The sequence below is a fragment of the Piscinibacter sp. genome, from assembly GCF_050175855.1.
Taxonomy (GTDB): Bacteria; Pseudomonadota; Gammaproteobacteria; order Burkholderiales; family Burkholderiaceae_C; genus Piscinibacter.
On sequence record NZ_JBFXIO010000038.1, the window covers coordinates 1 to 18,975 of the forward strand.

The 18,975-nt window shown below is 68.6% G+C and carries 25 protein-coding genes and 1 pseudogene; 18 read left to right on the forward strand and 8 right to left on the reverse strand.

Annotated features, from left to right (window positions below):
- The 3 genes and pseudogenes from purH to dusB all read right to left on the reverse strand — a co-directional run.
- Positions 1 to 437, reverse strand: a pseudogene (gene purH, locus AB7U92_RS05160) (bifunctional phosphoribosylaminoimidazolecarboxamide formyltransferase/IMP cyclohydrolase); the annotation flags it as partial.
- Positions 438 to 448: 11 nt separating this feature from the next.
- Positions 449 to 685, reverse strand: a complete 237-nt coding sequence (locus tag AB7U92_RS05165; protein ID WP_428575113.1) for a Fis family transcriptional regulator — start codon at positions 683 to 685, stop codon at positions 449 to 451.
- Complete coding sequence (gene dusB, locus AB7U92_RS05170) at positions 682 to 1,722, reverse strand: tRNA dihydrouridine synthase DusB (RefSeq protein WP_428575114.1); 1,041 nt, start codon at positions 1,720 to 1,722, stop codon at positions 682 to 684. Before dusB ends, AB7U92_RS05165 begins: the two co-directional genes overlap by 4 nt.
- 109 nt (positions 1,723 to 1,831) lie before the next feature.
- On the opposite strand from dusB, the gene AB7U92_RS05175 reads away from it, so the two are divergent.
- Positions 1,832 to 2,308, forward strand: coding sequence for a YqaA family protein (locus AB7U92_RS05175; RefSeq protein WP_428575115.1), 477 nt, complete (start codon positions 1,832 to 1,834; stop codon positions 2,306 to 2,308).
- Positions 2,309 to 2,320: 12 nt separating this feature from the next.
- On the opposite strand, the gene AB7U92_RS05180 is transcribed toward AB7U92_RS05175, so the two are convergent.
- Positions 2,321 to 3,538: a patatin-like phospholipase family protein gene (locus tag AB7U92_RS05180; protein WP_428575116.1), complete on the reverse strand. Its 1,218-nt coding sequence runs from the start codon at positions 3,536 to 3,538 to the stop codon at positions 2,321 to 2,323.
- Positions 3,539 to 3,659: 121 nt separating this feature from the next.
- On the reverse strand, positions 3,660 to 4,178 hold the full coding sequence (locus AB7U92_RS05185; protein WP_428575117.1) for a phasin family protein: 519 nt from the start codon (positions 4,176 to 4,178) through the stop codon (positions 3,660 to 3,662).
- A 198-nt stretch (positions 4,179 to 4,376) separates the two neighbouring features.
- On the opposite strand from AB7U92_RS05185, the gene AB7U92_RS05190 reads away from it, so the two are divergent.
- Positions 4,377 to 6,371, forward strand: a complete 1,995-nt coding sequence (locus tag AB7U92_RS05190; RefSeq protein ID WP_428575118.1) for an SDR family oxidoreductase — start codon at positions 4,377 to 4,379, stop codon at positions 6,369 to 6,371.
- A gap of 27 nt (positions 6,372 to 6,398) precedes the next feature.
- Here AB7U92_RS05190 and AB7U92_RS05195 read toward each other — a convergent pair whose 3' ends face one another.
- Complete coding sequence (locus tag AB7U92_RS05195; RefSeq protein ID WP_428575119.1) at positions 6,399 to 6,932, reverse strand: DUF2242 domain-containing protein; 534 nt, start codon at positions 6,930 to 6,932, stop codon at positions 6,399 to 6,401.
- Between the two features lie 149 nt (positions 6,933 to 7,081).
- Between AB7U92_RS05195 and argB the strand changes: the two genes are divergently transcribed.
- The 14 genes from argB to tatC are packed head-to-tail and all read left to right on the forward strand — an operon-like array spanning position 7,082 to position 15,174.
- Complete coding sequence (argB, locus tag AB7U92_RS05200) at positions 7,082 to 8,002, forward strand: acetylglutamate kinase (protein ID WP_428575120.1); 921 nt, start codon at positions 7,082 to 7,084, stop codon at positions 8,000 to 8,002.
- A 1-nt stretch (position 8,003) separates the two neighbouring features.
- Positions 8,004 to 8,672, forward strand: a complete 669-nt coding sequence (locus AB7U92_RS05205) for a diphthine--ammonia ligase (RefSeq protein WP_428575121.1) — start codon at positions 8,004 to 8,006, stop codon at positions 8,670 to 8,672.
- On the forward strand, positions 8,669 to 9,406 hold the full coding sequence (locus tag AB7U92_RS05210; protein WP_428575122.1) for a pyrimidine 5'-nucleotidase: 738 nt from the start codon (positions 8,669 to 8,671) through the stop codon (positions 9,404 to 9,406). Before AB7U92_RS05205 ends, AB7U92_RS05210 begins: the two co-directional genes overlap by 4 nt.
- Positions 9,403 to 10,083 (forward strand): nucleoid occlusion factor SlmA, encoded by a 681-nt coding sequence (gene slmA, locus AB7U92_RS05215; protein WP_428575123.1) that lies wholly within the window; start codon positions 9,403 to 9,405, stop codon positions 10,081 to 10,083. The genes AB7U92_RS05210 and slmA overlap by 4 nt, the downstream gene beginning before the upstream one ends.
- Positions 10,084 to 10,102: 19 nt before the next feature.
- Complete coding sequence (pdeM, locus tag AB7U92_RS05220) at positions 10,103 to 10,753, forward strand: ligase-associated DNA damage response endonuclease PdeM (protein ID WP_428575124.1); 651 nt, start codon at positions 10,103 to 10,105, stop codon at positions 10,751 to 10,753.
- A gap of 12 nt (positions 10,754 to 10,765) precedes the next feature.
- Complete coding sequence (locus tag AB7U92_RS05225; protein ID WP_428575125.1) at positions 10,766 to 11,635, forward strand: ATP-binding protein; 870 nt, start codon at positions 10,766 to 10,768, stop codon at positions 11,633 to 11,635.
- Positions 11,628 to 12,068, forward strand: a complete 441-nt coding sequence (locus tag AB7U92_RS05230; protein ID WP_428575126.1) for an NUDIX domain-containing protein — start codon at positions 11,628 to 11,630, stop codon at positions 12,066 to 12,068. Before AB7U92_RS05225 ends, AB7U92_RS05230 begins: the two co-directional genes overlap by 8 nt.
- Positions 12,069 to 12,080: 12 nt before the next feature.
- The gene (gene hisI, locus AB7U92_RS05235; protein WP_428575136.1) at positions 12,081 to 12,479 is read left to right on the forward strand and encodes a phosphoribosyl-AMP cyclohydrolase; all 399 of its coding nucleotides are present in this window, start codon (positions 12,081 to 12,083) and stop codon (positions 12,477 to 12,479) included.
- Positions 12,480 to 12,481: 2 nt separating this feature from the next.
- Positions 12,482 to 12,835, forward strand: coding sequence for a phosphoribosyl-ATP diphosphatase (locus tag AB7U92_RS05240; protein ID WP_428575137.1), 354 nt, complete (start codon positions 12,482 to 12,484; stop codon positions 12,833 to 12,835).
- Positions 12,832 to 13,197 carry a DUF4870 family protein gene (locus AB7U92_RS05245; protein WP_428575127.1) on the forward strand — a complete coding sequence of 122 codons (366 nt, stop codon included), beginning with the start codon at positions 12,832 to 12,834 and terminating at the stop codon, positions 13,195 to 13,197. Before AB7U92_RS05240 ends, AB7U92_RS05245 begins: the two co-directional genes overlap by 4 nt.
- Positions 13,198 to 13,207: 10 nt before the next feature.
- Positions 13,208 to 13,555 (forward strand): histidine triad nucleotide-binding protein, encoded by a 348-nt coding sequence (locus AB7U92_RS05250; RefSeq protein ID WP_428575128.1) that lies wholly within the window; start codon positions 13,208 to 13,210, stop codon positions 13,553 to 13,555.
- A gap of 54 nt (positions 13,556 to 13,609) precedes the next feature.
- The gene (tatA, locus tag AB7U92_RS05255; RefSeq protein WP_428575129.1) at positions 13,610 to 13,849 is read left to right on the forward strand and encodes a Sec-independent protein translocase subunit TatA; all 240 of its coding nucleotides are present in this window, start codon (positions 13,610 to 13,612) and stop codon (positions 13,847 to 13,849) included.
- Positions 13,850 to 13,886: 37 nt separating this feature from the next.
- Positions 13,887 to 14,378 (forward strand): Sec-independent protein translocase protein TatB, encoded by a 492-nt coding sequence (gene tatB / locus AB7U92_RS05260; RefSeq protein WP_428575130.1) that lies wholly within the window; start codon positions 13,887 to 13,889, stop codon positions 14,376 to 14,378.
- 4 nt (positions 14,379 to 14,382) lie between these two features.
- On the forward strand, positions 14,383 to 15,174 hold the full coding sequence (tatC, locus tag AB7U92_RS05265; RefSeq protein WP_428575131.1) for a twin-arginine translocase subunit TatC: 792 nt from the start codon (positions 14,383 to 14,385) through the stop codon (positions 15,172 to 15,174).
- Between the two features lie 13 nt (positions 15,175 to 15,187).
- Here the strand turns inward: tatC and AB7U92_RS05270 are convergent, their stop codons facing one another.
- Positions 15,188 to 16,354, reverse strand: a complete 1,167-nt coding sequence (locus AB7U92_RS05270) for a S1C family serine protease (RefSeq protein WP_428575132.1) — start codon at positions 16,352 to 16,354, stop codon at positions 15,188 to 15,190.
- A 24-nt stretch (positions 16,355 to 16,378) separates the two neighbouring features.
- Between AB7U92_RS05270 and AB7U92_RS05275 the strand changes: the two genes are divergently transcribed.
- Positions 16,379 to 17,128 carry a Nif3-like dinuclear metal center hexameric protein gene (locus AB7U92_RS05275; protein WP_428575133.1) on the forward strand — a complete coding sequence of 250 codons (750 nt, stop codon included), beginning with the start codon at positions 16,379 to 16,381 and terminating at the stop codon, positions 17,126 to 17,128.
- Positions 17,125 to 18,168 carry a 4-hydroxythreonine-4-phosphate dehydrogenase PdxA gene (pdxA, locus tag AB7U92_RS05280; protein ID WP_428575134.1) on the forward strand — a complete coding sequence of 348 codons (1,044 nt, stop codon included), beginning with the start codon at positions 17,125 to 17,127 and terminating at the stop codon, positions 18,166 to 18,168. The genes AB7U92_RS05275 and pdxA overlap by 4 nt, the downstream gene beginning before the upstream one ends.
- Here the strand turns inward: pdxA and AB7U92_RS05285 are convergent.
- Positions 18,165 to 18,975, reverse strand: an 811-nt coding sequence (locus tag AB7U92_RS05285) for a DUF1631 family protein (RefSeq protein WP_428575135.1), incomplete at its 5' end; no start/stop codon positions are given. The two genes, pdxA and AB7U92_RS05285, sit on opposite strands and share 4 nt — an antisense overlap.

The following is an 18,975-nucleotide window of genomic DNA, read 5'->3' on the forward strand; positions in this document are numbered from 1 at the left end:
GCGTCGGTGAGCACCGCCACGTCCTGCCAGTTCTTCGCTGCCGAGCGCACCATCGCCGGGCCGCCGATGTCGATGTTCTCGATCGCGTCTTCCAGTGTGCAGCCGGGCTTGGCGACCGTGGCCTCGAACGGGTAGAGGTTGACGCACAGGATGTCGATCGTCTCGATGCCGTGCGCCTTCAGCGCCTGCACGTGGGCCGGCAGGTCGCGGCGCGCCAGCAGGCCGCCGTGGATCTTCGGGTGCAGCGTCTTGACGCGACCGTCGAGCATCTCCGGAAAGCCGGTGTGGTCGGCCACCTCGGTGACGGCCAGGCCTGCGTCGGCCAGCAGCTTGGCGGTGCCGCCGGTGGACAGCAGCTTCACGCCCAGCGCAGCCAGGCCGCGGGCGAACTCGAGCACCCCGGTCTTGTCGGAAACGGAAATCAGCGCGGTGGTCATGGTCGGTGTTCTTACTTGATCAGCTTGTGGTCGAGCAGCTTGCGCCGCAGCGTGTTGCGGTTGATGCCCAGCCAGTCGGCGGCGCGGCTCTGGTTGCCCTCGGCGTGCTTCATCACCGTCTCGAGCAGCGGCTTCTCCACCACGCGAAGGATCATGTCGTACATGCCGTTCGGCTCCACGCCGCGCAGGTCCTTGAAGTAGCCCTCCAGGCTGTCCCGGATGCACTCCTCGATGTGCTTCTTGCTCATGCTTGTTGTGCGAGAGAGTCGTCGTTGGCGGCGCGGTTCGTGGCCGGCAGCCGTGGGTGGGTGTCGGCGAGGCAGTCGAAGAACGCCTCCACCGCGCGCAGCTGTGCCGCGCAGTCGTCGATGCGGTTCATCTCGGCGCGGAAGGCCTGGCCGCCGGGCAGGCCGCGCACGGCCCAGCCGATGTGCTTGCGCGCGCTGCGCGTGCCGGCCAGCTCGCCGTACAGGCCGTAGTGGTCGTGCAGGTGCTCGACCAGCCAGGCCTTGGCCTGCAGCGTGGCCGGCGCCTCGAGTTCCTCGCCGGTGGCGAGGTAGTGGGCGATCTCGCGGAAGATCCACGGCCGGCCCTGCGCCGCGCGGCCGATCATGATCGCGTCGGCCTTCGTCGCTTCCAGCACGGCGCGCGCCTTCTGCGGCGAATCGATGTCGCCGTTGGCCACCACGGGGATCGCCACCGCAGCCTTGACGGCCGCGATGGTGTCGTACTCGGCCCGGCCGCCGTAGCCCTGTTCGCGCGTGCGGCCGTGCACGGTGACCATCGCGACGCCGGCCGCCTCGGCGATGCGCGCCAGCCGCACCGCGTTGCGCTCGGCCTGGCACCAGCCGGTGCGCATCTTCAGCGTGACCGGCACCTTGCGCGGCGCCGCGGCAGCGACCACCGCCTCGATGATGGCCGCGGCCAGCGGCTCGTCCTGCATCAGCGCCGAGCCGGCCCACTTGGTGCACACCTTCTTGGCCGGGCAGCCCATGTTGATGTCGATGATCTGCGCGCCGCGGTCGATGTTGTAGGCCGCGGCCTCGGCCATCATCGCCGCGTCGGTGCCGGCGATCTGCACCGAGATCGGGTCGCTCTCGCCGGTGTGGTCGGCGCGGCGGCTGGTCTTCAGGCTGTTCCACAGCTCCTTGCGCGAGGTCACCATCTCGCTGACCGCGTAGCCCGCGCCCAGCCGCTTGCACAGCATGCGGAACGGGCGGTCGGTCACCCCGGCCATCGGGGCGGCGAACAGCCGGTTCGCCAGCGTGATGTGGCCGATGCGCATGGGGGTAGGGAAGGGGAGGTGCTGAAAAGAGAGGCAGGAGTATAGCCAGCGCACGGGCCTTGATCTTCCTGCGCTGCACCACGTGCGCAGCTGCCTATGATCGCTGTGAATGGAAGCCTGGCTGCAGTCCCTGCTCGCGACGCTCGCGCTGCCCGAATACGGGCTCAGCACGGTGTTCGTGGTCTCGCTCGTCTCGGCCACGCTGCTGCCGCTGGGCTCCGAGCCGGCGGTGTTCGGCCTGGTCAAGCTCAACGCCGATCTGTTCTGGCCGGCGGTGTTCGTGGCCACGGCCGGCAACACCATCGGCGGGGCGATCAGCTGGGCCATGGGCTACGGCGCGGAGGTCGCCTACGAGCGCGTGACGCACAAGCACGTGGAGGCGAAGGCGCTCAAGTGGCTGGAGCGGTTCGGCGCCAAGGCCTGCCTGCTGTCGTGGCTGCCGGCGGTGGGCGACCCGCTGTGCGCGGTGGCCGGCTGGCTGCGCCTGCCGTTCTGGCCCTGCGTGTTCTACATGGCGATCGGCAAGTTCGCCCGCTACGTCACGATGACGGCAGCCTTGCTCTGGTGGTTCCCCGGCCAGATCTGAGCTCCGCGAGGCTCACAGCGCCTTCAGCGCCACCTCCAGATCGTCGAGCACCTGCTCCAGCTTCTTGACCGCCAGCGCCGAGGGCAGGCGCGGCCGGCCGCGGCGGGCCGGCCGGCGCAACAGCGTGCGGTGGTGGTCGGCCAGCACCTTGTCGTCGAGCGCGAGGCCATGGCGTGCCAGGCGGGCGGCCAGCTCGGGTCGCTGCGCACGCAGCTGCTCGCGCGTCTGCCGGTAGGCGTGCTCGGCCAGCCAGCGCCGCTGCGAGTAGCCGAAGGTGTTGGCGAGGAACATCTCGGGGTCGCGCTGGTCCGGCTCGAAGAGCAGGATGTCTGTTGCCGGGTGGCTGCGCTCGTAGCCCTTCATGCCGAGCTCGAGCCGCGAGCGGATCAGCGTTCGGAAGGTCTGCGACAGCACCACCGGCAGGCCGCCGTCGACCAGCTTCGGGATGCGCGGCTCGCCGCTGCGGAGCACGCGCTCGCGCGGCGCATGCGCCGCGTCGAACGGCACCAGCGGGTTCAGGCAGATCAGCAGGTCCAGCCCGTCGTCGAGCAGCACCGAGGCGTGCAATGTCTTCTTCAGCGCGCCGTCGACATAGAAGCGCCCGCCGATCTGCACCGGCGGGAACAGGCCCGGCAGCGCCGAGCTGGCCTGCACCGCCTGCGAGATCGGGACGTCATCGAAGCCGGGCAGGCCGAAGGGCGCGCTCTCGCCGCTGTCGAGGTCGGTGGCCACCAGCACCAGCTTGCGCTGGAGTTGCCGGAAGTCGTTGCTGCGGCCGGGCACGGCGAACTGCCGCCGCAGTTGCGCCTCGACGCCGGTGTTGGAGAACAGCCCGGTGGGTAGCGCGTGGCCGAGCTGCTCGAGGGTGACGCTGGCCGAGCGCCGCTGCAGTGCGCCCACCCACAGCGCCTGCGCCGCCACCTTCGGCAGCGAGGCCAGCCGCCTGGCGAATTCGCCCCAGGCCGGGCGCAGCAGCAGCGAGGGTTCGAAGATGTCGTGCGCCGCGCCCTCGTTCTCGATGAAGGCCGCGCACTGCTCGCGCGGGCTCATGCCGTTGGCCAGCGCGGCGGCGATGAAGCCACCGGCGGACACGCCCACGTAGGCCTGGCAGTCGGCCAGGTCGAGGCCGGTGATGGCCTCGTCGAGCGCGCACAAGGCGCCGAGTTCGTAGATCGCACCCAGCGGCCCGCCGCCGGCCAGCGCCACACCGATGCGGGGACCTTGCTGCATGGATGTCAGTCTAGACACGGCGATGGCGCCGATGCTGAGGCGTTGCCTCTAGAGCGGCTTGCGGATTCGCAAATGAAACGGGGCACCCGCGGTGCCCCGATCACTGCCGTTGACGGTGTCGTCAGGCTGCGGCCTTCTTGGCCGGCGCGCGCTTGCGAGCCGGTGCCTTCTTGGCCGCTGCGGCCTTCTTCGCGGCCGGTGCGGCGCCGCCCTTGGACAGCTTGGCCACCTGCGCGCTGAGCGCGTCGATGCGCTTGATCAGCGCTTCCACATCCTTCGCCGAGGGCACGCCGAGCTTGTTCAGGGCCTTGGCGGTGCGCTCCTCGAAGATGGTCTCGAGCTTGTCCCAGTGCTGGCCGGCCTTGCTCTGCACGTCGCCGGCCATGCTGGTCATCTTGCCGGTGACCGCGCCGAACTTCTCCTCGGCCACGGCCTGCGTCTTGCGCTGCAGCGACAGGCCTTCCTTGACCAGCGCCTCGAACACCTTGCCGCCTTCTTCCTGCGCCTTCGAGAAGGCGCCCATGCCGGCCAGCCAGATCTGCTGGGCGGAATCCTTGACCGAACCGGCCAGCGCGTTGTCGAGCAGGTTGCCCGTGGACGCGGCCTTCTTGTTCGCCATCTGCTTGAGCTTCTTGACCATGTCGTGTGTCCTTCGATGTGCTGCCGGGATGCCTCGCACTATAGGCAGCGCCCTTGGAGCGGGCAGCCTAATTCTCTAGGGGGCGGGCTCTACGCCGGGCGCGGCTGCGCTCCGGGTAAGCGCGCAGCGTGGCCGCGGAGGCTTTGGACAAGAATTGGGGCAAACCCCTCTCCCACAGAACGATCCGGAGGAACTCCCATGCAGTATTTCGTCACCGGCGCCACCGGCTTCATCGGCCGTCGACTCGTCAAGACCCTGCTGGCGCGGCGCGGCGCCGTCGTGCACTTCCTGCTGCGTCCCGAGTCCGAAGGCAAGGTGCCCGAGCTGCTGCACTACTGGGGTGTGGGCAAGTCGCGCGCGGTGCCGGTGTATGGCGACCTGACGGCCAAGAAGCTCGGCGTGGACAACGAGCAGATCAAGGGCCTGAAGGGCCAGATCGACCACATGTACCACCTCGCCGCCGTGTACGACCTCTCGGCCGACGAGGAGAGCCAGGTCAAGACCAACATCGAGGGCACGCGCAGCGCGGTCGAGTTCGCCAAGGCGATCGACGCCAAGCACTTCCACCATGTCTCGTCGATTGCCGCCGCCGGCCTGTACGAGGGCGTGTTCCGTGAGGACATGTTCGACGAGGCCGAGGGGCTGGACCATCCGTATTTCGCCACCAAGCACGAGAGCGAGAAGATCGTTCGCAAGGAGTGCAAGGTGCCGTGGACCGTCTACCGCCCGGCGATGGTGGTGGGCGACTCGCGCACCGGCGAGATGGACAAGGTCGACGGGCCGTACTACTTCTTCAAGCTGATCCAGCGCATGCGGCAGATCCTGCCGCCGTGGATGCCCAGCATCGGCCTGGAAGGCGGGCGCGTGAACATCGTGCCGGTGGACTTCGTCGTCGCTGCGCTCGACCACATCAGCCACCACTTCCACGCCAGCGGCAAGTGCTACCACCTCGTCGACCCGGTGGGCTACCGCGTCGGCGACGTGCTCGACATCTTCAGCAAGGCCGCGCATGCGCCGAAGATGAACCTATTCGTCAACGCGGCGCTGCTCGGCTTCATCCCGAAGAGCGTGAAGAAGGGCCTGATGGCGCTGGCGCCGGTGCGCCGGGTGCGCAACGCGGTGATGAAGGACCTCGGCCTGCCCGAGGACATCCTGACCTTCGTCAACTACCCGACGCGCTTCGATCGCCGCGAGACCGACGCCGCGCTCAAGGGCAGCGGCATCGAGTGCCCCAACCTGCACGACTACGCCTGGCGGCTGTGGGACTACTGGGAGCGCCACCTCGACCCGGCGCTGTTCATCGACCGCAGCCTCAAGGGCACGGTGGGCGGCAAGGTGGTGCTGGTGACCGGCGGTTCCTCCGGCATCGGCCTGGCGGCGGCGTGCAAGTTCGCGCAGGCCGGCGCCGTCACCATCATCTGCGCGCGCGACGAGGACAAGCTCGCCGAGGCCGTCAAGGAGATCAAGTCGGTGGCGGGCAAGGATGCGCACGTCTACAGCTACAGCGTCGACATCGCCGACGAAGCCGGCTGTGCCGAGTTCATCCGGACGCTGAACGAGGAGCACGGCGGCGTCGACTTCCTGGTCAACAACGCCGGCCGCTCGATCCGCCGCGCCATCGAGTCGAGCTACGACCGCTTCCACGACTTCGAGCGCACGATGCAGCTGAACTATTTCGGCTGCCTGCGCGTCACGATGGGTCTGCTGCCGGGCATGGTGGCCAAGCGCCGCGGCCACGTCGTCAACATCAGCTCGATCGGCGTGCTGACCAATGCGCCGCGCTTCTCGGCCTACGTGGCCAGCAAGGCGGCGCTGGACGCGTGGACGCGATGCGCCTCGAGCGAATACGCCGACGTCGGCATCACCTTCACGACCATCAACATGCCGCTGGTGCGCACGCCGATGATCGCGCCGACCAAGATCTACCAGAACGTGCCGACGCTCAGCCCCGAGGAGGCCGCCGACATGATCGCGCAGGCCTGCATCGACAAGCCGGTGCGCATCGCCACGCGCCTGGGCCAGTTCGGCGAGCTCCTGCATGCGGTGGCGCCGCGCGTGGCGCAGATCGTGATGAACACCAGCTTCCGCATGTTCCCCGACAGCGACGCCGCCAAGGGGGAGAAGGGCGGCAAGCCGCAGCTCAGCGCCGAGGCGGTGGCGCTGCAGCAGATGATGCGCGGCATCCACTTCTGAGCGGGCCCGGGGAGGGCCCGCGCCGGGTCACTCCCCGCCTTCGCGCAGGTCGGCCAGCAGCCGCGCCATCAGGGCGAAGTAGCGGTCGTAGAACTGGCCCGCCGGAATGGTCTCGGAGCCGACCTTGACCAGCGACTCTTCGCTCGCCGACAGCGGCACCGAGATCGAGCCGAGCGCTCCGACGCCGACACTGGTGTTGTTGGCCACCTTCTTGATGACGTAGCGGTCCTGCTGCGCCGAGACGTAGGCGGTGGACAGGCGGCCGCTGCTGCCTTCGGGCACGCACACCACGGTGAAGCTGATCTCCATGTGCACCTCACCCTCGGGCTGGAAGCGCTTGCTGCCGCTGATGGCGTCGGCGCGCGAGGCGGTGATCACGTAGCCCTGGCTGAGCAGCGCCCGGCGCGCGGCTTCGCAGGTCTCGCCCACGCCGGCGTCGAACAGGCGCGAGAAGGTCTCGTCGGCCTGGAAGCGTTCGTGCTGGTAGACGGAGTGCGGCACGCGGCCGTTCGTGCCCGACTGCCAGGCACAGCCCGCCAGCACGGTCACCGCCAGCAACACGAGCGCTCGCCCGGTTGCCGGGCCACGCCGCCTGCGTTCTTGTCCTGCCCGTCCCATGGTGAGCCGATTATCGGCCGCGCCTCAAAGTTTCCCGGCCACGCCGCCTACAATTTGCCGCACTGCATCACGCCTGCGGAGAAACGCCTGCCATGAGTGGAAACGCTGCCCCGGCCCCGGCCGTTCACGACCTCACCCACATCGCGGCGCGCGACAAGGCCGAGATCCTCGCTCAGGCGCTGCCCTACATCCGCAAGTTCCACGGCAAGACCATCGTCATCAAGTACGGTGGCAACGCGATGACCGACCCGGCGCTGCAGCAGGATTTCGCCGAAGACGTGGTGCTGCTCAAGCTGGTGGGCCTGAACCCGGTGGTGGTGCACGGCGGCGGGCCGCAGATCGAGGATGCGCTGGCCAAGCTGGGCAAGAAGGGCACCTTCGTCCAGGGCATGCGGGTGACCGATGCCGAGACCATGGAGGTGGTCGAGTGGGTGCTGGCGGGTCAGGTGCAGCAGGACATCGTCGGCCTGATCAACGTGGCTGGCGGCAAGGCCGTGGGCCTGACCGGCCGCGACGGCGGACTGATCCGCGCGCGCAAGCTGAAGATGCTCGACCACAAGGACCCGAGCATCGAGCATGACGTCGGCCAGGTCGGCGAGATCGAGTCGATCGACCCGGCGGTGGTCAAGGCGCTGCAGGATGACCAGTTCATCCCGGTGATCTCGCCGCTGGGCTTCGGCAAGGACAACGAGAACTACAACATCAATGCCGACGTGGTGGCCGGCAAGCTCGCCGAGGTGCTCAAGGCCGAGAAGCTGATGATGCTGACCAACACGCCGGGTGTGCTGGACAAGAGCGGCAAGCTGCTGACCAACCTCTCCGCGCGCGAGATCGACGAACTGTTCGCCGACGGCACGATCAGCGGCGGCATGCTGCCGAAGATCGGCTCGGCGCTCGATGCGGCCAAGAACGGCGTCAACACCGTGCACATCATCGACGGCCGTGTGCCGCACGCAATGCTGCTGGAGGTGCTGACCGACCAGGCCTACGGAACGATGATCCGTTCCCACTGAGGTGTCGCAGCGCGCCTTCTTCAGCTGGAGCGGCGGCAAGGATTCGATGCTGGCGCTGCACCGCGCGCTCGTGGCAGGCTGGACGGTCGAGGCGCTGCTGGCGATGTTCGACGAGAGCGGTGAACGCTCGCGCTCGCACGCGATCCCCCCGCGGCTCATGCAGGCACAGGCCGATGCCCTGGGCATCCCGCTGGTCATCGCACGCGCTGGCTGGGCCGACTACGAGGCGGTGTTCACCGCTCAGCTGAAGCGCTTCGCGCAGGAGGGCATCACGCACGGCCTGTTCGGTGACATCGACCTGCAGCCGCACCGCGACTGGGAAGAGAAGGTCTGTGCCGCCGCCGGCCTTCGTGCCGAACTGCCGTTGTGGCAGGCGCCACGTCGTGCGTTGGTCGACGAGCTTCTCGCCCTGGGCTACCGCGCCCGCGTGGTCTGCGTCGATGCGCGCTTCCTCGACGCGAGCTTCTGCGGCCGCGTGTTCGACGCCGCCTTCCTCGCAGACCTGCCCGAAGGCGTCGATGCCTGCGGCGAGAACGGCGAGTTCCATACCTTCGTGTTCGACGGCCCGCGCTTCGCGCACCCGGTGGCGCACGAGCTCGTGCGCGTTCAAGAGATTCGGCAATCGGCGCCAGCCCTGGGCCACCACTTCGTGGCGGAGCTGAGCGGATGAGCGTCCGCCCGAAGGGCTGCGGCCGCGTCTGGTTCTTCGACCTCGACAACACGCTGCACGACGCCAGCCACGCGGCCTTCGGGGCGACCAACCGCGCGATGACCGAATACATCGTCGAGCATCTGGGTCTGCCCTTCGACGAGGCGTCGACACTGCGGCAGCACTACTGGCACCACTACGGCGCCACGCTGCTCGGCCTGGTGCGGCACCACGGCGTGCGCGCATCGCACTTCCTCGAACAGACACACCGGCTTCCAGGACTGGAAGGCCGGCTGCGCACCAGCGCACACGATCGCGCCGCACTCAAGCGGCTGCGCGGCCTCAAGTTCATCCTCACCAACGCGCCGCGCGACTACGCACTGCGCGTGATGGACGGGTTGCGACTGACGCCGCTCTTCGACGGCATCCTGTGCATCGAGGACATGACCATGTTCGGCCAGCATCGGCCCAAGCCCGACGCGCGCATGTTCCGCCACGTGGCCGCTCGGCTGAAGGTGAAGCTGTCGGACTGCGTGCTGGTGGAGGACACCCTGGCCCACCAGAAGGCTGCGCACGCGCTGGGCATGCGCACCGTGTGGATGCGCCGCTACCTCGACGGCCGTTTCAAGGGGACTTTGCGTGATGGAATCAACAGCGGGCGCCGGGAGGTGAAAGTTGGTGTTCACCCTTGCCACATGCCCCCGTACGTGTATGCCAGAATCTTTTCGCTGAAGACGTTGCATACGCTGCGATGACCCACACCCACCCCTCCGCGTCAGACCTCCCCGTCGACACCGACGCGCCCGATGGGGCATCCGCTGACGAGGCCGGCAGCGCCGCAGCAACGACGCGCAAGCGCCCCAAGCCGGGCGAGCGCCGCATCCAGATCCTGCAGACGCTGGCCTCGATGCTCGAGCAGCCGGGTGCCGAGCGCATCACCACCGCCGCGCTGGCCGCCAAGCTCGACGTGAGCGAAGCGGCGCTGTATCGCCACTTCGCCAGCAAGGCGCAGATGTTCGAGGGCCTGATCGAGTTCATCGAGAGCTCCATCTTCAGCCTGGTCAACCAGATCAACGAACGCGAGGCCGACCCCGGCACGCAGGTGCGCAAGGTGCTCACCGTGCTGCTGCAGTTCGGCGAGAAGAATCCGGGCATGACCCGCGTGATGGTCGGCGACGCGCTGGTGTTCGAGAACGACCGCCTGCTCGCGCGCATGAACCAGTTCTTCGACCGCATCGAGTCGCAGCTGCGCCAGAGCCTGCGCACGGCGGCGGAAGCCGCCGGCTCGTCCACGCCGACCGTGGACGCCAACGCCAAGGCCTCGGTGCTCACCGCCTTCGCGGTCGGCCGCCTGCAGCGCTACGCCCGTTCGGGCTTCAAGCGCAGCCCCACCGAGCACCTCGACGCGGCGCTCGGCCTGCTCGTCGCCTGAATCGTCCCTCTGCTTCGCCATGGTCACGATCGAGGTGGCCGGACAGGCCATGGTGCTGCTCCCGCAGAAGGCGGCGCTGCTGCCCGCAAGCCACACCCTGCTGATCGCCGATGCCCACATCGGCAAGGCGACGAGCTTCCGCGCTCTCGGCGTACCCGTGCCCGGCGGCACCACCAGTGAGACGCTGGCCGGCCTCGCGGCACTGGCGGCGCGGCACGAGGTGCGGCGCATCGTCTTCCTCGGTGACTTCCTGCATTCCGTGCGGTCGCACGCGGCGGCCACGCTGGCCGCGGTGGCCCGCTGGCGCGCGCAGCACCGGGCGCTGCAACTGGTGCTCGTGCGCGGCAACCACGATGACCGCGCCGGCGATCCGCCCGCCGAACTGGGCTTCGAGGTCGTCGACGAGCCGCTGCGCGAAGCCGGCCTGGCGCTGTGCCACCACCCCCGCCCGCTGGCCGGCGCCTTCGTGATCGCCGGCCACCTGCACCCCTGCGTGTCGGTGCAGGGCCGCGCGCGCGAGCGGCTGCGGTTGCCGTGCTTCCATCTGCACGCCCAGATGCTGGTGCTGCCGGCCTTCGGCAGCTTCACCGGCATGCACCCGGTTCGGCGCGCGAGCGGCGACCGCGTCTTCGCGGTGGCCGGCGACGCGGTGCGCGAACTGCCCACGTAAACTCTGCGCCCCATGGCCGATCTCGACTCCGTGCTCGCGCGTGCCGAGCAACTCCTCGCCCGCCTCGAGGCGGTGCTGCCGCATCCGCCGGCGGCGCCCGATTGGGCGGCGTCCATCGCCTTCCGCTACCGCAAGCGCGGCGCCTCGGGCGTGCTCGAGCCGGTGCGCCACGTGGCGACGATCCGGCTCGACGCGCTGGTCGAGGTGGAGCCGCAGAAGGAGCGCCTGGTGCGCAACACGCGGCAGTTCGTCGAGGGCCATGGCGCCAACAACGTGCTGCTCACCGGCGCGCGCGGCACCGGCAAGAGCTCGCTGATCAAGGCGGTACTCAACGAATTCGCGCCGCAAGGCCTGCGCCTGATCGAGGTCGACAAGGCCGACCTGGTCGACCTGCCCGACATCGTCGACCTGGTGGCCAGCCGGCCCGAGCGCTTCGTCGTCTTCTGCGACGACCTCAGCTTCGACGAGGGCGAGGCGGGCTACAAGGCGCTCAAGTCCATCCTCGACGGATCGGTGGCGCAGGCGTCGGACAACGTGCTGATCTATGCGACCAGCAACCGCCGCCACCTGCTGCCCGAGTACATGAAGGAGAACCTCACCTACCAGCACACCGAGGACGGCGAGGTGCACCCGGGGGAGGTGGTGGAGGAGAAGATCTCGCTGTCCGAGCGCTTCGGGCTGTGGATCAGCTTCTACCCATTCAGCCAGGACGAATACCTCGCCATCGTCGCGCAGTGGCTGCGTGGCCACGGCGTGCCGGAGGACGCGATCGCTGCCGCGCGCCAGGAGAGCCTGGTGTGGGCGCTGGAGCGCGGCTCTCGTTCGGGTCGGGTGGCGTTCCAGTTCGCAAGAGACTACGCCGGGCGGCATCACGGTGAGTGAAGTCACGAGCCAGCGCACGCCGGTCGACGTGGCAGTGGGTGTCCTGATCGACGCCGAGGGCCGCTTCCTGCTCACCTCGCGCCCCGAGGGCAAGGTCTACGCCGGCTACTGGGAGTTCCCCGGCGGCAAGCTGGAGGCCGGCGAAACGGTCGAACAGGCGCTGCGCCGAGAACTGCACGAGGAGATCGGCATCACCATCGGTGCAGCGCACCCCTGGAAGATCGAGCTGATGGACTACCCGCACGCCCGCGTGCGCCTGCACTTCTGCAAGGTGTACGAGTGGACGGGCGAGTTCGAGATGCGCGAACGCCAGGCCATGGCCTGGCAGACGCTGCCGGTCGAGGTGGTGCCGGTACTGCCGGGCACGATCCCCGTGCTGCGCTGGTTCGCGCAGGAGCGCGGCTTCACCGGCGTGACACATCGCGAGCCCTGAGCGCTCGCTACACTGCCGGCCATGGACTGGCTGGACGAGGTGAAGTGGGACGCGCAGGGCCTGGTGCCCGTGATCGCGCAGGAGCTCGGCACGAACGACGTGCTGATGTTCGCCTTCATGAACCGCGAGGCGCTGCGCCTGACGGCCGAGCGCGGCGAGGCGGTGTACTGGAGCCGCTCGCGCGGGCGCCTCTGGCACAAGGGCGAGGAGTCCGGCCACATCCAGAAGGTGCACGAGCTGCGGCTGGACTGCGACAACGACGTGGTGCTGCTGAAGGTGACCCAGCTCGGCCACGAGCCCGGCATCGCGTGCCACACCGGGCGCCATTCCTGCTTCTACCAGCGCCTGGATGGCGGCCGCTGGACAGCCGTCGAGCCCGTGCTGAAGGATCCGGAGCGCATCTACAAATGAGCATGAGCAGCGACGACACCCTGGCGCGGCTGGCCGCGGTGATCGAGTCCCGCAAGGGCGGCGACCCCGACAAGAGCTACGTGGCGCGCCTGTTCGCCAAGGGCCAGGACGCCATCCTGAAGAAGGTCGGCGAGGAAGCCACCGAGACGGTGATGGCCTGCAAGGACGGCGTGCGCGAGAAGATCGTCTACGAGGTCGCCGACCTGTGGTTCCACTCGATGCTGGCATTGTCCGTGCACGGGCTCAGCCCGGCCGATGTGCTGGCCGAACTGCGCCGGCGCGAGGGCCTGTCGGGCCTCGAGGAGTTCGCGGCCCGCAAGGCACAATCCCGCGACGAGGAGGAGAAGAAGCCATGAACGACGTGATCGACGCCACCCCGGCTCCCGCGCCCGGCGCCGCCAGGCTCGAGAGCCTCAAGCAGCTCACGATGATCATCTACATCCTGCAGGCGGCCAGCCTGTTCGTGGGCGTCACCGGCATCGTGGCGATCGTCATGAACTACGTGAAGCGCGACGACACCGTCGGCACGCTGTACGAGAGCCACTTCACCTGGCAGATCCGCACCTTCTGGTGGGGGCTGCTGTGGGCCGTGGTCGGCTTCATCACCCTGTTCGTGCTGGTCGGCTTCGCGATCCTGTTCGCCAACTTCGTGTGGTGCATCTATCGCATCGTCAAGGGCTTCCTGAACTGGAACGACGGCAAGCCGATGGCCGTCTGAGGACACACGCATGAGTGCCGATCCGAACTGCATCTTCTGCAAGATCGTGGCCGGGCAGATCCCGAGCCGCAAGGTCCACGAAGACGACGAGCTGCTGGTCTTCCACGACATCGCGCCGTGGGCGCCGGTGCACGTGCTCATCATCCCCAAGCAGCACGTCGCCACGATGTACGACACCGACGAACGCCATACCGCGCTGCTCGGCCGCATGACGGCGATGGCGCCGAAGCTGATGCGAGACCTGGGCGTGACGAACGGATTCCGCATCGTGGTGAACACCGGGCCCGATGGCATGCAGGAAGTCCAGCATGTCCACATGCACGTCATGGGCGGGCCAAGGCCCTGGAGCAAGGGTTGAACCCGGCCCCTCCCCTAGAATCAAAACCTTGTCGCTGACGACTGGAGAGAAGTCATGGGTTCATTCAGCATCTGGCACTGGCTGATCGTGCTGGTCATCGTGCTGCTGGTGTTCGGCACCAAGAAGCTCAAGAACATCGGTTCGGACCTGGGTGGCGCCGTCAAGGGCTTCAAGGACGGCATGAAGGACGGCTCGGCCGGCAATGCCGACGCCAATGCGCCGGCCCAGCAGGTGACCGCCAACAAGACCGCCGACGCCAACACGGTGGACGTGGAAGCCAAGACCAAGTCGTGATCCTGCGCCGCGCCGCTGCCGGCGCCGGCCTGTCCGCATGATCGACTTCGGTTTCGACAAGATCGCCCTGATCGGCGCCGTGGCGCTGATCGTCATCGGCCCCGAGCGGTTGCCGAGGGTGGCGCGCACCGTCGGCCACCTGCTGGGCAAGGCACAGCGCTACGTGGCCGACGTCAAGGCGGAGGTCAACCGCTCGATCGAGCTCGAAGAACTCAAGAAGATGAAGACGAGCTTCGAGGACGCGGCGCGCAACGTCGAGCAGACGGTGAACACCGAGATCCGCGAGACCACCTCCGAGCTCGACAAGTCGTGGTCGGAGACGGTCGGGACGTCCTCCTCATCGGACGAAGGCAGTTTCTACGACCCGCTGGCCACGCCGGCGCCCTCGTACAAGCATCCGAAGAAGAACTGGCGCCTCAAGCGCGGCGCCATGCCGCAGTGGTACAAGCAGCGCCACGGCATCCGCGGCAAGGCGCAGTCGGGCGCGGCGCGCGTCGCCCGTTTCCGGCCGCCGCGGCCGCAGGCCTGAAGCCATGAGTTCCCCCGACGACAAGCCCGACGAGCTCGCGGGCACCGAGCAGCCCTTTGTCTCGCACCTCATCGAGCTGCGTGACCGGCTGATCCGCGCGGCGATCGCCGTGGCGGTGTGCTTCGGCGCGCTGGCGTTGTGGCCCGGCCCGGCCGGGCTGTACGACCTGCTGGCCGCGCCGCTGGTGGCCAACCTGCCGCAGGGCGCCACGCTGATCGCCACCAACGTGATCTCGCCGTTCATCGTGCCGCTGAAGATCACGCTGCTGGCGGCCTTCCTGCTCGCGCTGCCGGTGGTGCTGTACCAGGCCTGGGCCTTCGTCGCGCCAGGCCTCTATTCGCACGAGAAGAAGCTGGTGATGCCGCTGGTGATCTCCAGCACGGTGCTGTTCTTCCTCGGTGTGGCGTTCTGCTACTTCTTCGTCTTCGGCAAGGTATTTCACTTCATCCAGAGCTTCGCGCCGAAGAGCATCACCGCCGCGCCGGACATCGAGGCCTACCTCAGCTTCGTGATGACGATGTTCATCGCCTTCGGCGCCGCCTTCGAGGTGCCGGTGGTCGTGGTGGTGCTGGCGCGGATGGGCATCGTCACGGTGGACAAGTTGCGCGAGTTCCGCAGCTACTTCATCGTCATCGCCTTCATCATCGCGGCCATCATCACACCGCCGGACGTGGTCTCGCAGCTGGCGCTGGCGATCCCGATGTGCCTGCTCTACGAAGTGGGCATTTGGGCGGCGCAGATCTTCATCAAGCACACGCAGGCACCGGCGGAAGAGGGCTCCGGCACCCCATCCTGAGCTCGCCGCGCTACTACTGCGGCTGACGCGTTCGTGCCTTGGGCCGCTGCCCGACCACGACGTTGAGCTCGAGCGCCTTGTCGCCACGCTGCACGGAGATCACCGCCGTCTCGCGCGGCTTGAGAGAGGCCACGGCGTTGAGCAGCTGGCCGGTGCTGGCCACCGGTTTGTCGCCCACCTTCACCACCACATCGCCCGGGCGCAGCCCACCCTCGCTGGCCGGGCCGCTCTGCAGCACGCCGGTGATCAGCACGCCCTGGCGGATCGGCAGGCGCAGCGTCTCGGCGATCTCGGGCGTCAGCTCGCGCGGCTCCACGCCGATCCAGCCTCGCATGACCTGGCCGTCGCGGATCAGGCCTTCCATCACCTGGCGTGCGGTGTCCACGGGAATCGCGAAACCGATGCCCATGCTGCCGCCGTTGCGCGAGTAGATAGCGGTGTTAATGCCCACCAGGTTGCCGGCGGCGTCGACCAGCGCGCCGCCGGAGTTGCCGGGGTTGATGGCCGCGTCGGTCTGGATGAAGTTCTCGAAGGTGTTGATGCCGAGCTGGTCTCGGCCGAGTGCGCTGACGATGCCCGAAGTCACCGTCTGGCCGACGCCGAACGGGTTGCCGATGGCCAGCACCACGTCGCCGACGTGCAGGTTCTCGGTGTTGCCGAAGCTGATGGCCGGCACCCGGTCGAGCTCGATCTTGAGCACGGCCACGTCGGTCTCCGGGTCGGTGCCGATCAGCTTCGCGGTGGCGGTGCGGCCGTCGGTGAGCTGGACCTCGATGTCGTCGGCGCCCTCGATGACGTGGTTGTTGGTCAGCAGGTAGCCGTCGGGCGTGGCGATCACGCCCGAGCCCAGGCCGGTCTGTGGCTGCGGATTGCCGTCGCCGAAGAAGAAGCGGAACCAGGGGTCGTTGCTCTGCGCCGAGCGCGGCGGGGCCTTGCGCGCGGTGATGCTCACCACCGCGGGCGTCGCACGCTGCGCCGCGGCGGCGTAGCTGAAGACGGTGGCACCAGGCGCCAGCGCCACGGGCTGGGCTGGGGCCACGGGGGCCAGCGAAGGCAGCACGGTGACGACCGAGCCATCGCTGCGCCGCGGCAGCCAGTCGGGCTTGAGCGTGGCCACGACGAACAGCGCCGCCACGGCGACCGTCACGGCTTGCGAGAAAATCAGCCAGGTTCTGCGCATCGAAACACCTGAAAGCCCGTCGAAATGGCCCACCGCAACGAGATCGACTCGCACCTGCAGGCGCTGCTGGAAGTCGGCCGGTTCAAAGATTATGGGCCGAATGGCTTGCAGGTTGAGGGCAAACCCGAGGTTCTCAAGATCGTCTCGGGCGTCACGGCCAGTCTGGCGCTGATCGAGGGGGCGATCGAGGCGCAGGCCGACGCCATCCTGGTGCACCACGGCCTGTTCTGGCGCGGCCACGACGGCCGGGTGACCGGCTGGCTGAAGGCGCGGCTGGAGAAGCTGCTGGCGCACCAGATCAACCTGTTCGCCTACCACCTGCCGCTGGATGCCCACCCGGAACTGGGCAACAACGCCCAGCTCGGTGCGAAGCTGAAGCTGGTGGCCGATGCTCGCTTCGGCGAGCAGGACCTCGGCTTCATCGGCACGCCGGAGAAACCACTGACCGTGGCCGCGCTGGCTGCGCTGCTGCAATACCGGCTCGGCCGCGCGCCGACCGTGGTCGAGGGCGACGGTCGTGCGCTCCAGCGCGTGGCCTGGTGCACGGGCGGGGCGCAGGGCTACTTCGAGGCGGCCATCGCGGCGGGTGCCGACGCGTTCATCACCGGCGAGATCTCCGAGCCGCAGGCGCACTACGCTCGCGAGACCGGCGTGGCCTTCCTGGCCTGTGGCCATCACGCCAGCGAGCGCTATGGCGCGCCGGCGGTGGCGGCGAGCGTGGCCGAGGCCTTCGGCCTCGAGCACCAGTTCATCGACATCGACAACCCGGCATGAGCAACGGCCTTCGCGCGCAGCCTCTGGTCATCACCATGGGCGATGCCTGCGGCATCGGGCCGGAGATCATCGCGAAGCTCTTTCGCGACGGCGGGGCGCGCGGTTGCGTGGTGCTCGGCGACGTGGCGGTGATGCGGCGCGCGGCAGGCTTGACCGGCGGACTGCTGGCCGTGGCCCGGATCGAGCGCTTGGCCGACGCGCTCGACCTGCCGCCGATGTGCATGCCGGTGCTGCCGGTGCCGGGGCTGCCGGGCGACCTGCTCGCCGCGCCCCTCGGACGCATCGATGCGCGCGCCGGCGCCGCGGCAGCGCGCTGCATCGAGCAGGCGGTGACGCTGGTGCGCGCCGGCGAGGCGTCAGCCATCGTCACGGCGCCCATCCACAAGGAAGCGCTGGCCGCGGCCGGCATCGGTTTCCCCGGCCACACCGAGATGCTGCAGGCGCTGGCCGCGCCGGGCGAGCCGCCGCCGGCGGTGCGCATGATGCTGGCCAACGACGAGCTGCGCACGGTGCTGGTGACCATCCACATGTCCTTGCGGCGGGCCATCGATGCCGTCACGACGGAAGCCGTGCTCGAGACGATTCGCATCGCACACGCTTGCGCCGCAGGCTGGGGCCAGCCGCGGCCTCGCATCGCGGTGGCGGGCTTGAACCCTCACGCCGGCGAAGGCGGGCTGTTCGGCGACGAAGAGCTCCGCATCATCGCGCCGGCGATCGCTGCAGCGCGGGCCGATGGCATCGACGCATCGGGCTCCTACGCACCCGACACGGTATTCATGCGTGCTCGCCACGCGCCACCGGCCCATCCGGGCGAGTTCGACATCGTGGTCGCCATGACGCACGACCACGGCCTGATCCCGGTGAAGTACCTCGGCGTGGAGCAGGGCGTGAACGTCACGCTCGGCCTGCCCTTCGTGCGCACCAGCCCCGACCACGGCACGGCCTTCGACATCGCGGGCACCGGGCGAGCCGATGCGTCGAGCCTGGCCGCGGCGGTGCGCATGGCGCGCCGCCTCGCCGCGCCGACATCCAAGACCTAGTGCTTCGTGGGTGCCGCCTTCAGCGCGGCCAGCTGCTTGCGCGCGCGTGCGGTGGCCCGCTCGATCAGGTAGGCGTTCTCGAAGGCGCGCATGCGCCCTGTCTCGCACATTCGGGCCAGCATGCGCGCCGTCATCGAGATGGTTTCCTGGTGCTTCTTGCCGCGTGAGAAGACGAAGAAGCTGCGCCCCGGGCTGACGTAGGTGAGCCGGACCTTCTGCCACTCGTCCTTGAGCTGCATCTGGTAGGCGAAGCCCAGCTTGATATGGTCCATCAGCTGCGGCCCGCGCGAAGGCTCCGGCGGATCGCTCGGCGTCAGGTCGAGGTTGATGTCCAGGCCGAGATCGCTCGGCAGGGAGTCGTCGCCGCCCTGCAGGGCGTCCGGCTGGGTGTCGCCGGCCTCGGCGCCTTCGACCTCGATGTCGACCGAGCCGGACCAGTCGACCGCGCTTTCCTCCACCAGGCCGACCTGCTTCGCCTCCTCGGGGGTGAAGCGCTTCTCGATGACCTCGCTGTCGACCTCCGGCACCACGTCTGCTACCGACAGCGACTCGACGCCCGGGATGGTCGTGTTGAAGACGCCCTCGATCTCCTTGGCCAGCAGGTTGTGGTCGAGCTCCGACAGCGGCGGCGCCTTCAGCGACTCGGCGTGGGCCGGCAGCAGCTGCGCGAAGAAGGCCTTCTGGGCGGCCTCCGGCCAGCCGATCAGTGCCATGCCCTCGTTGAGATCCTTCATCAGCTGCGGCAGCTGCATCAGGAACTTCTTGCGCAGCACCGGCGAGCCCTTGGGCTGCACGCTCATCACCAGA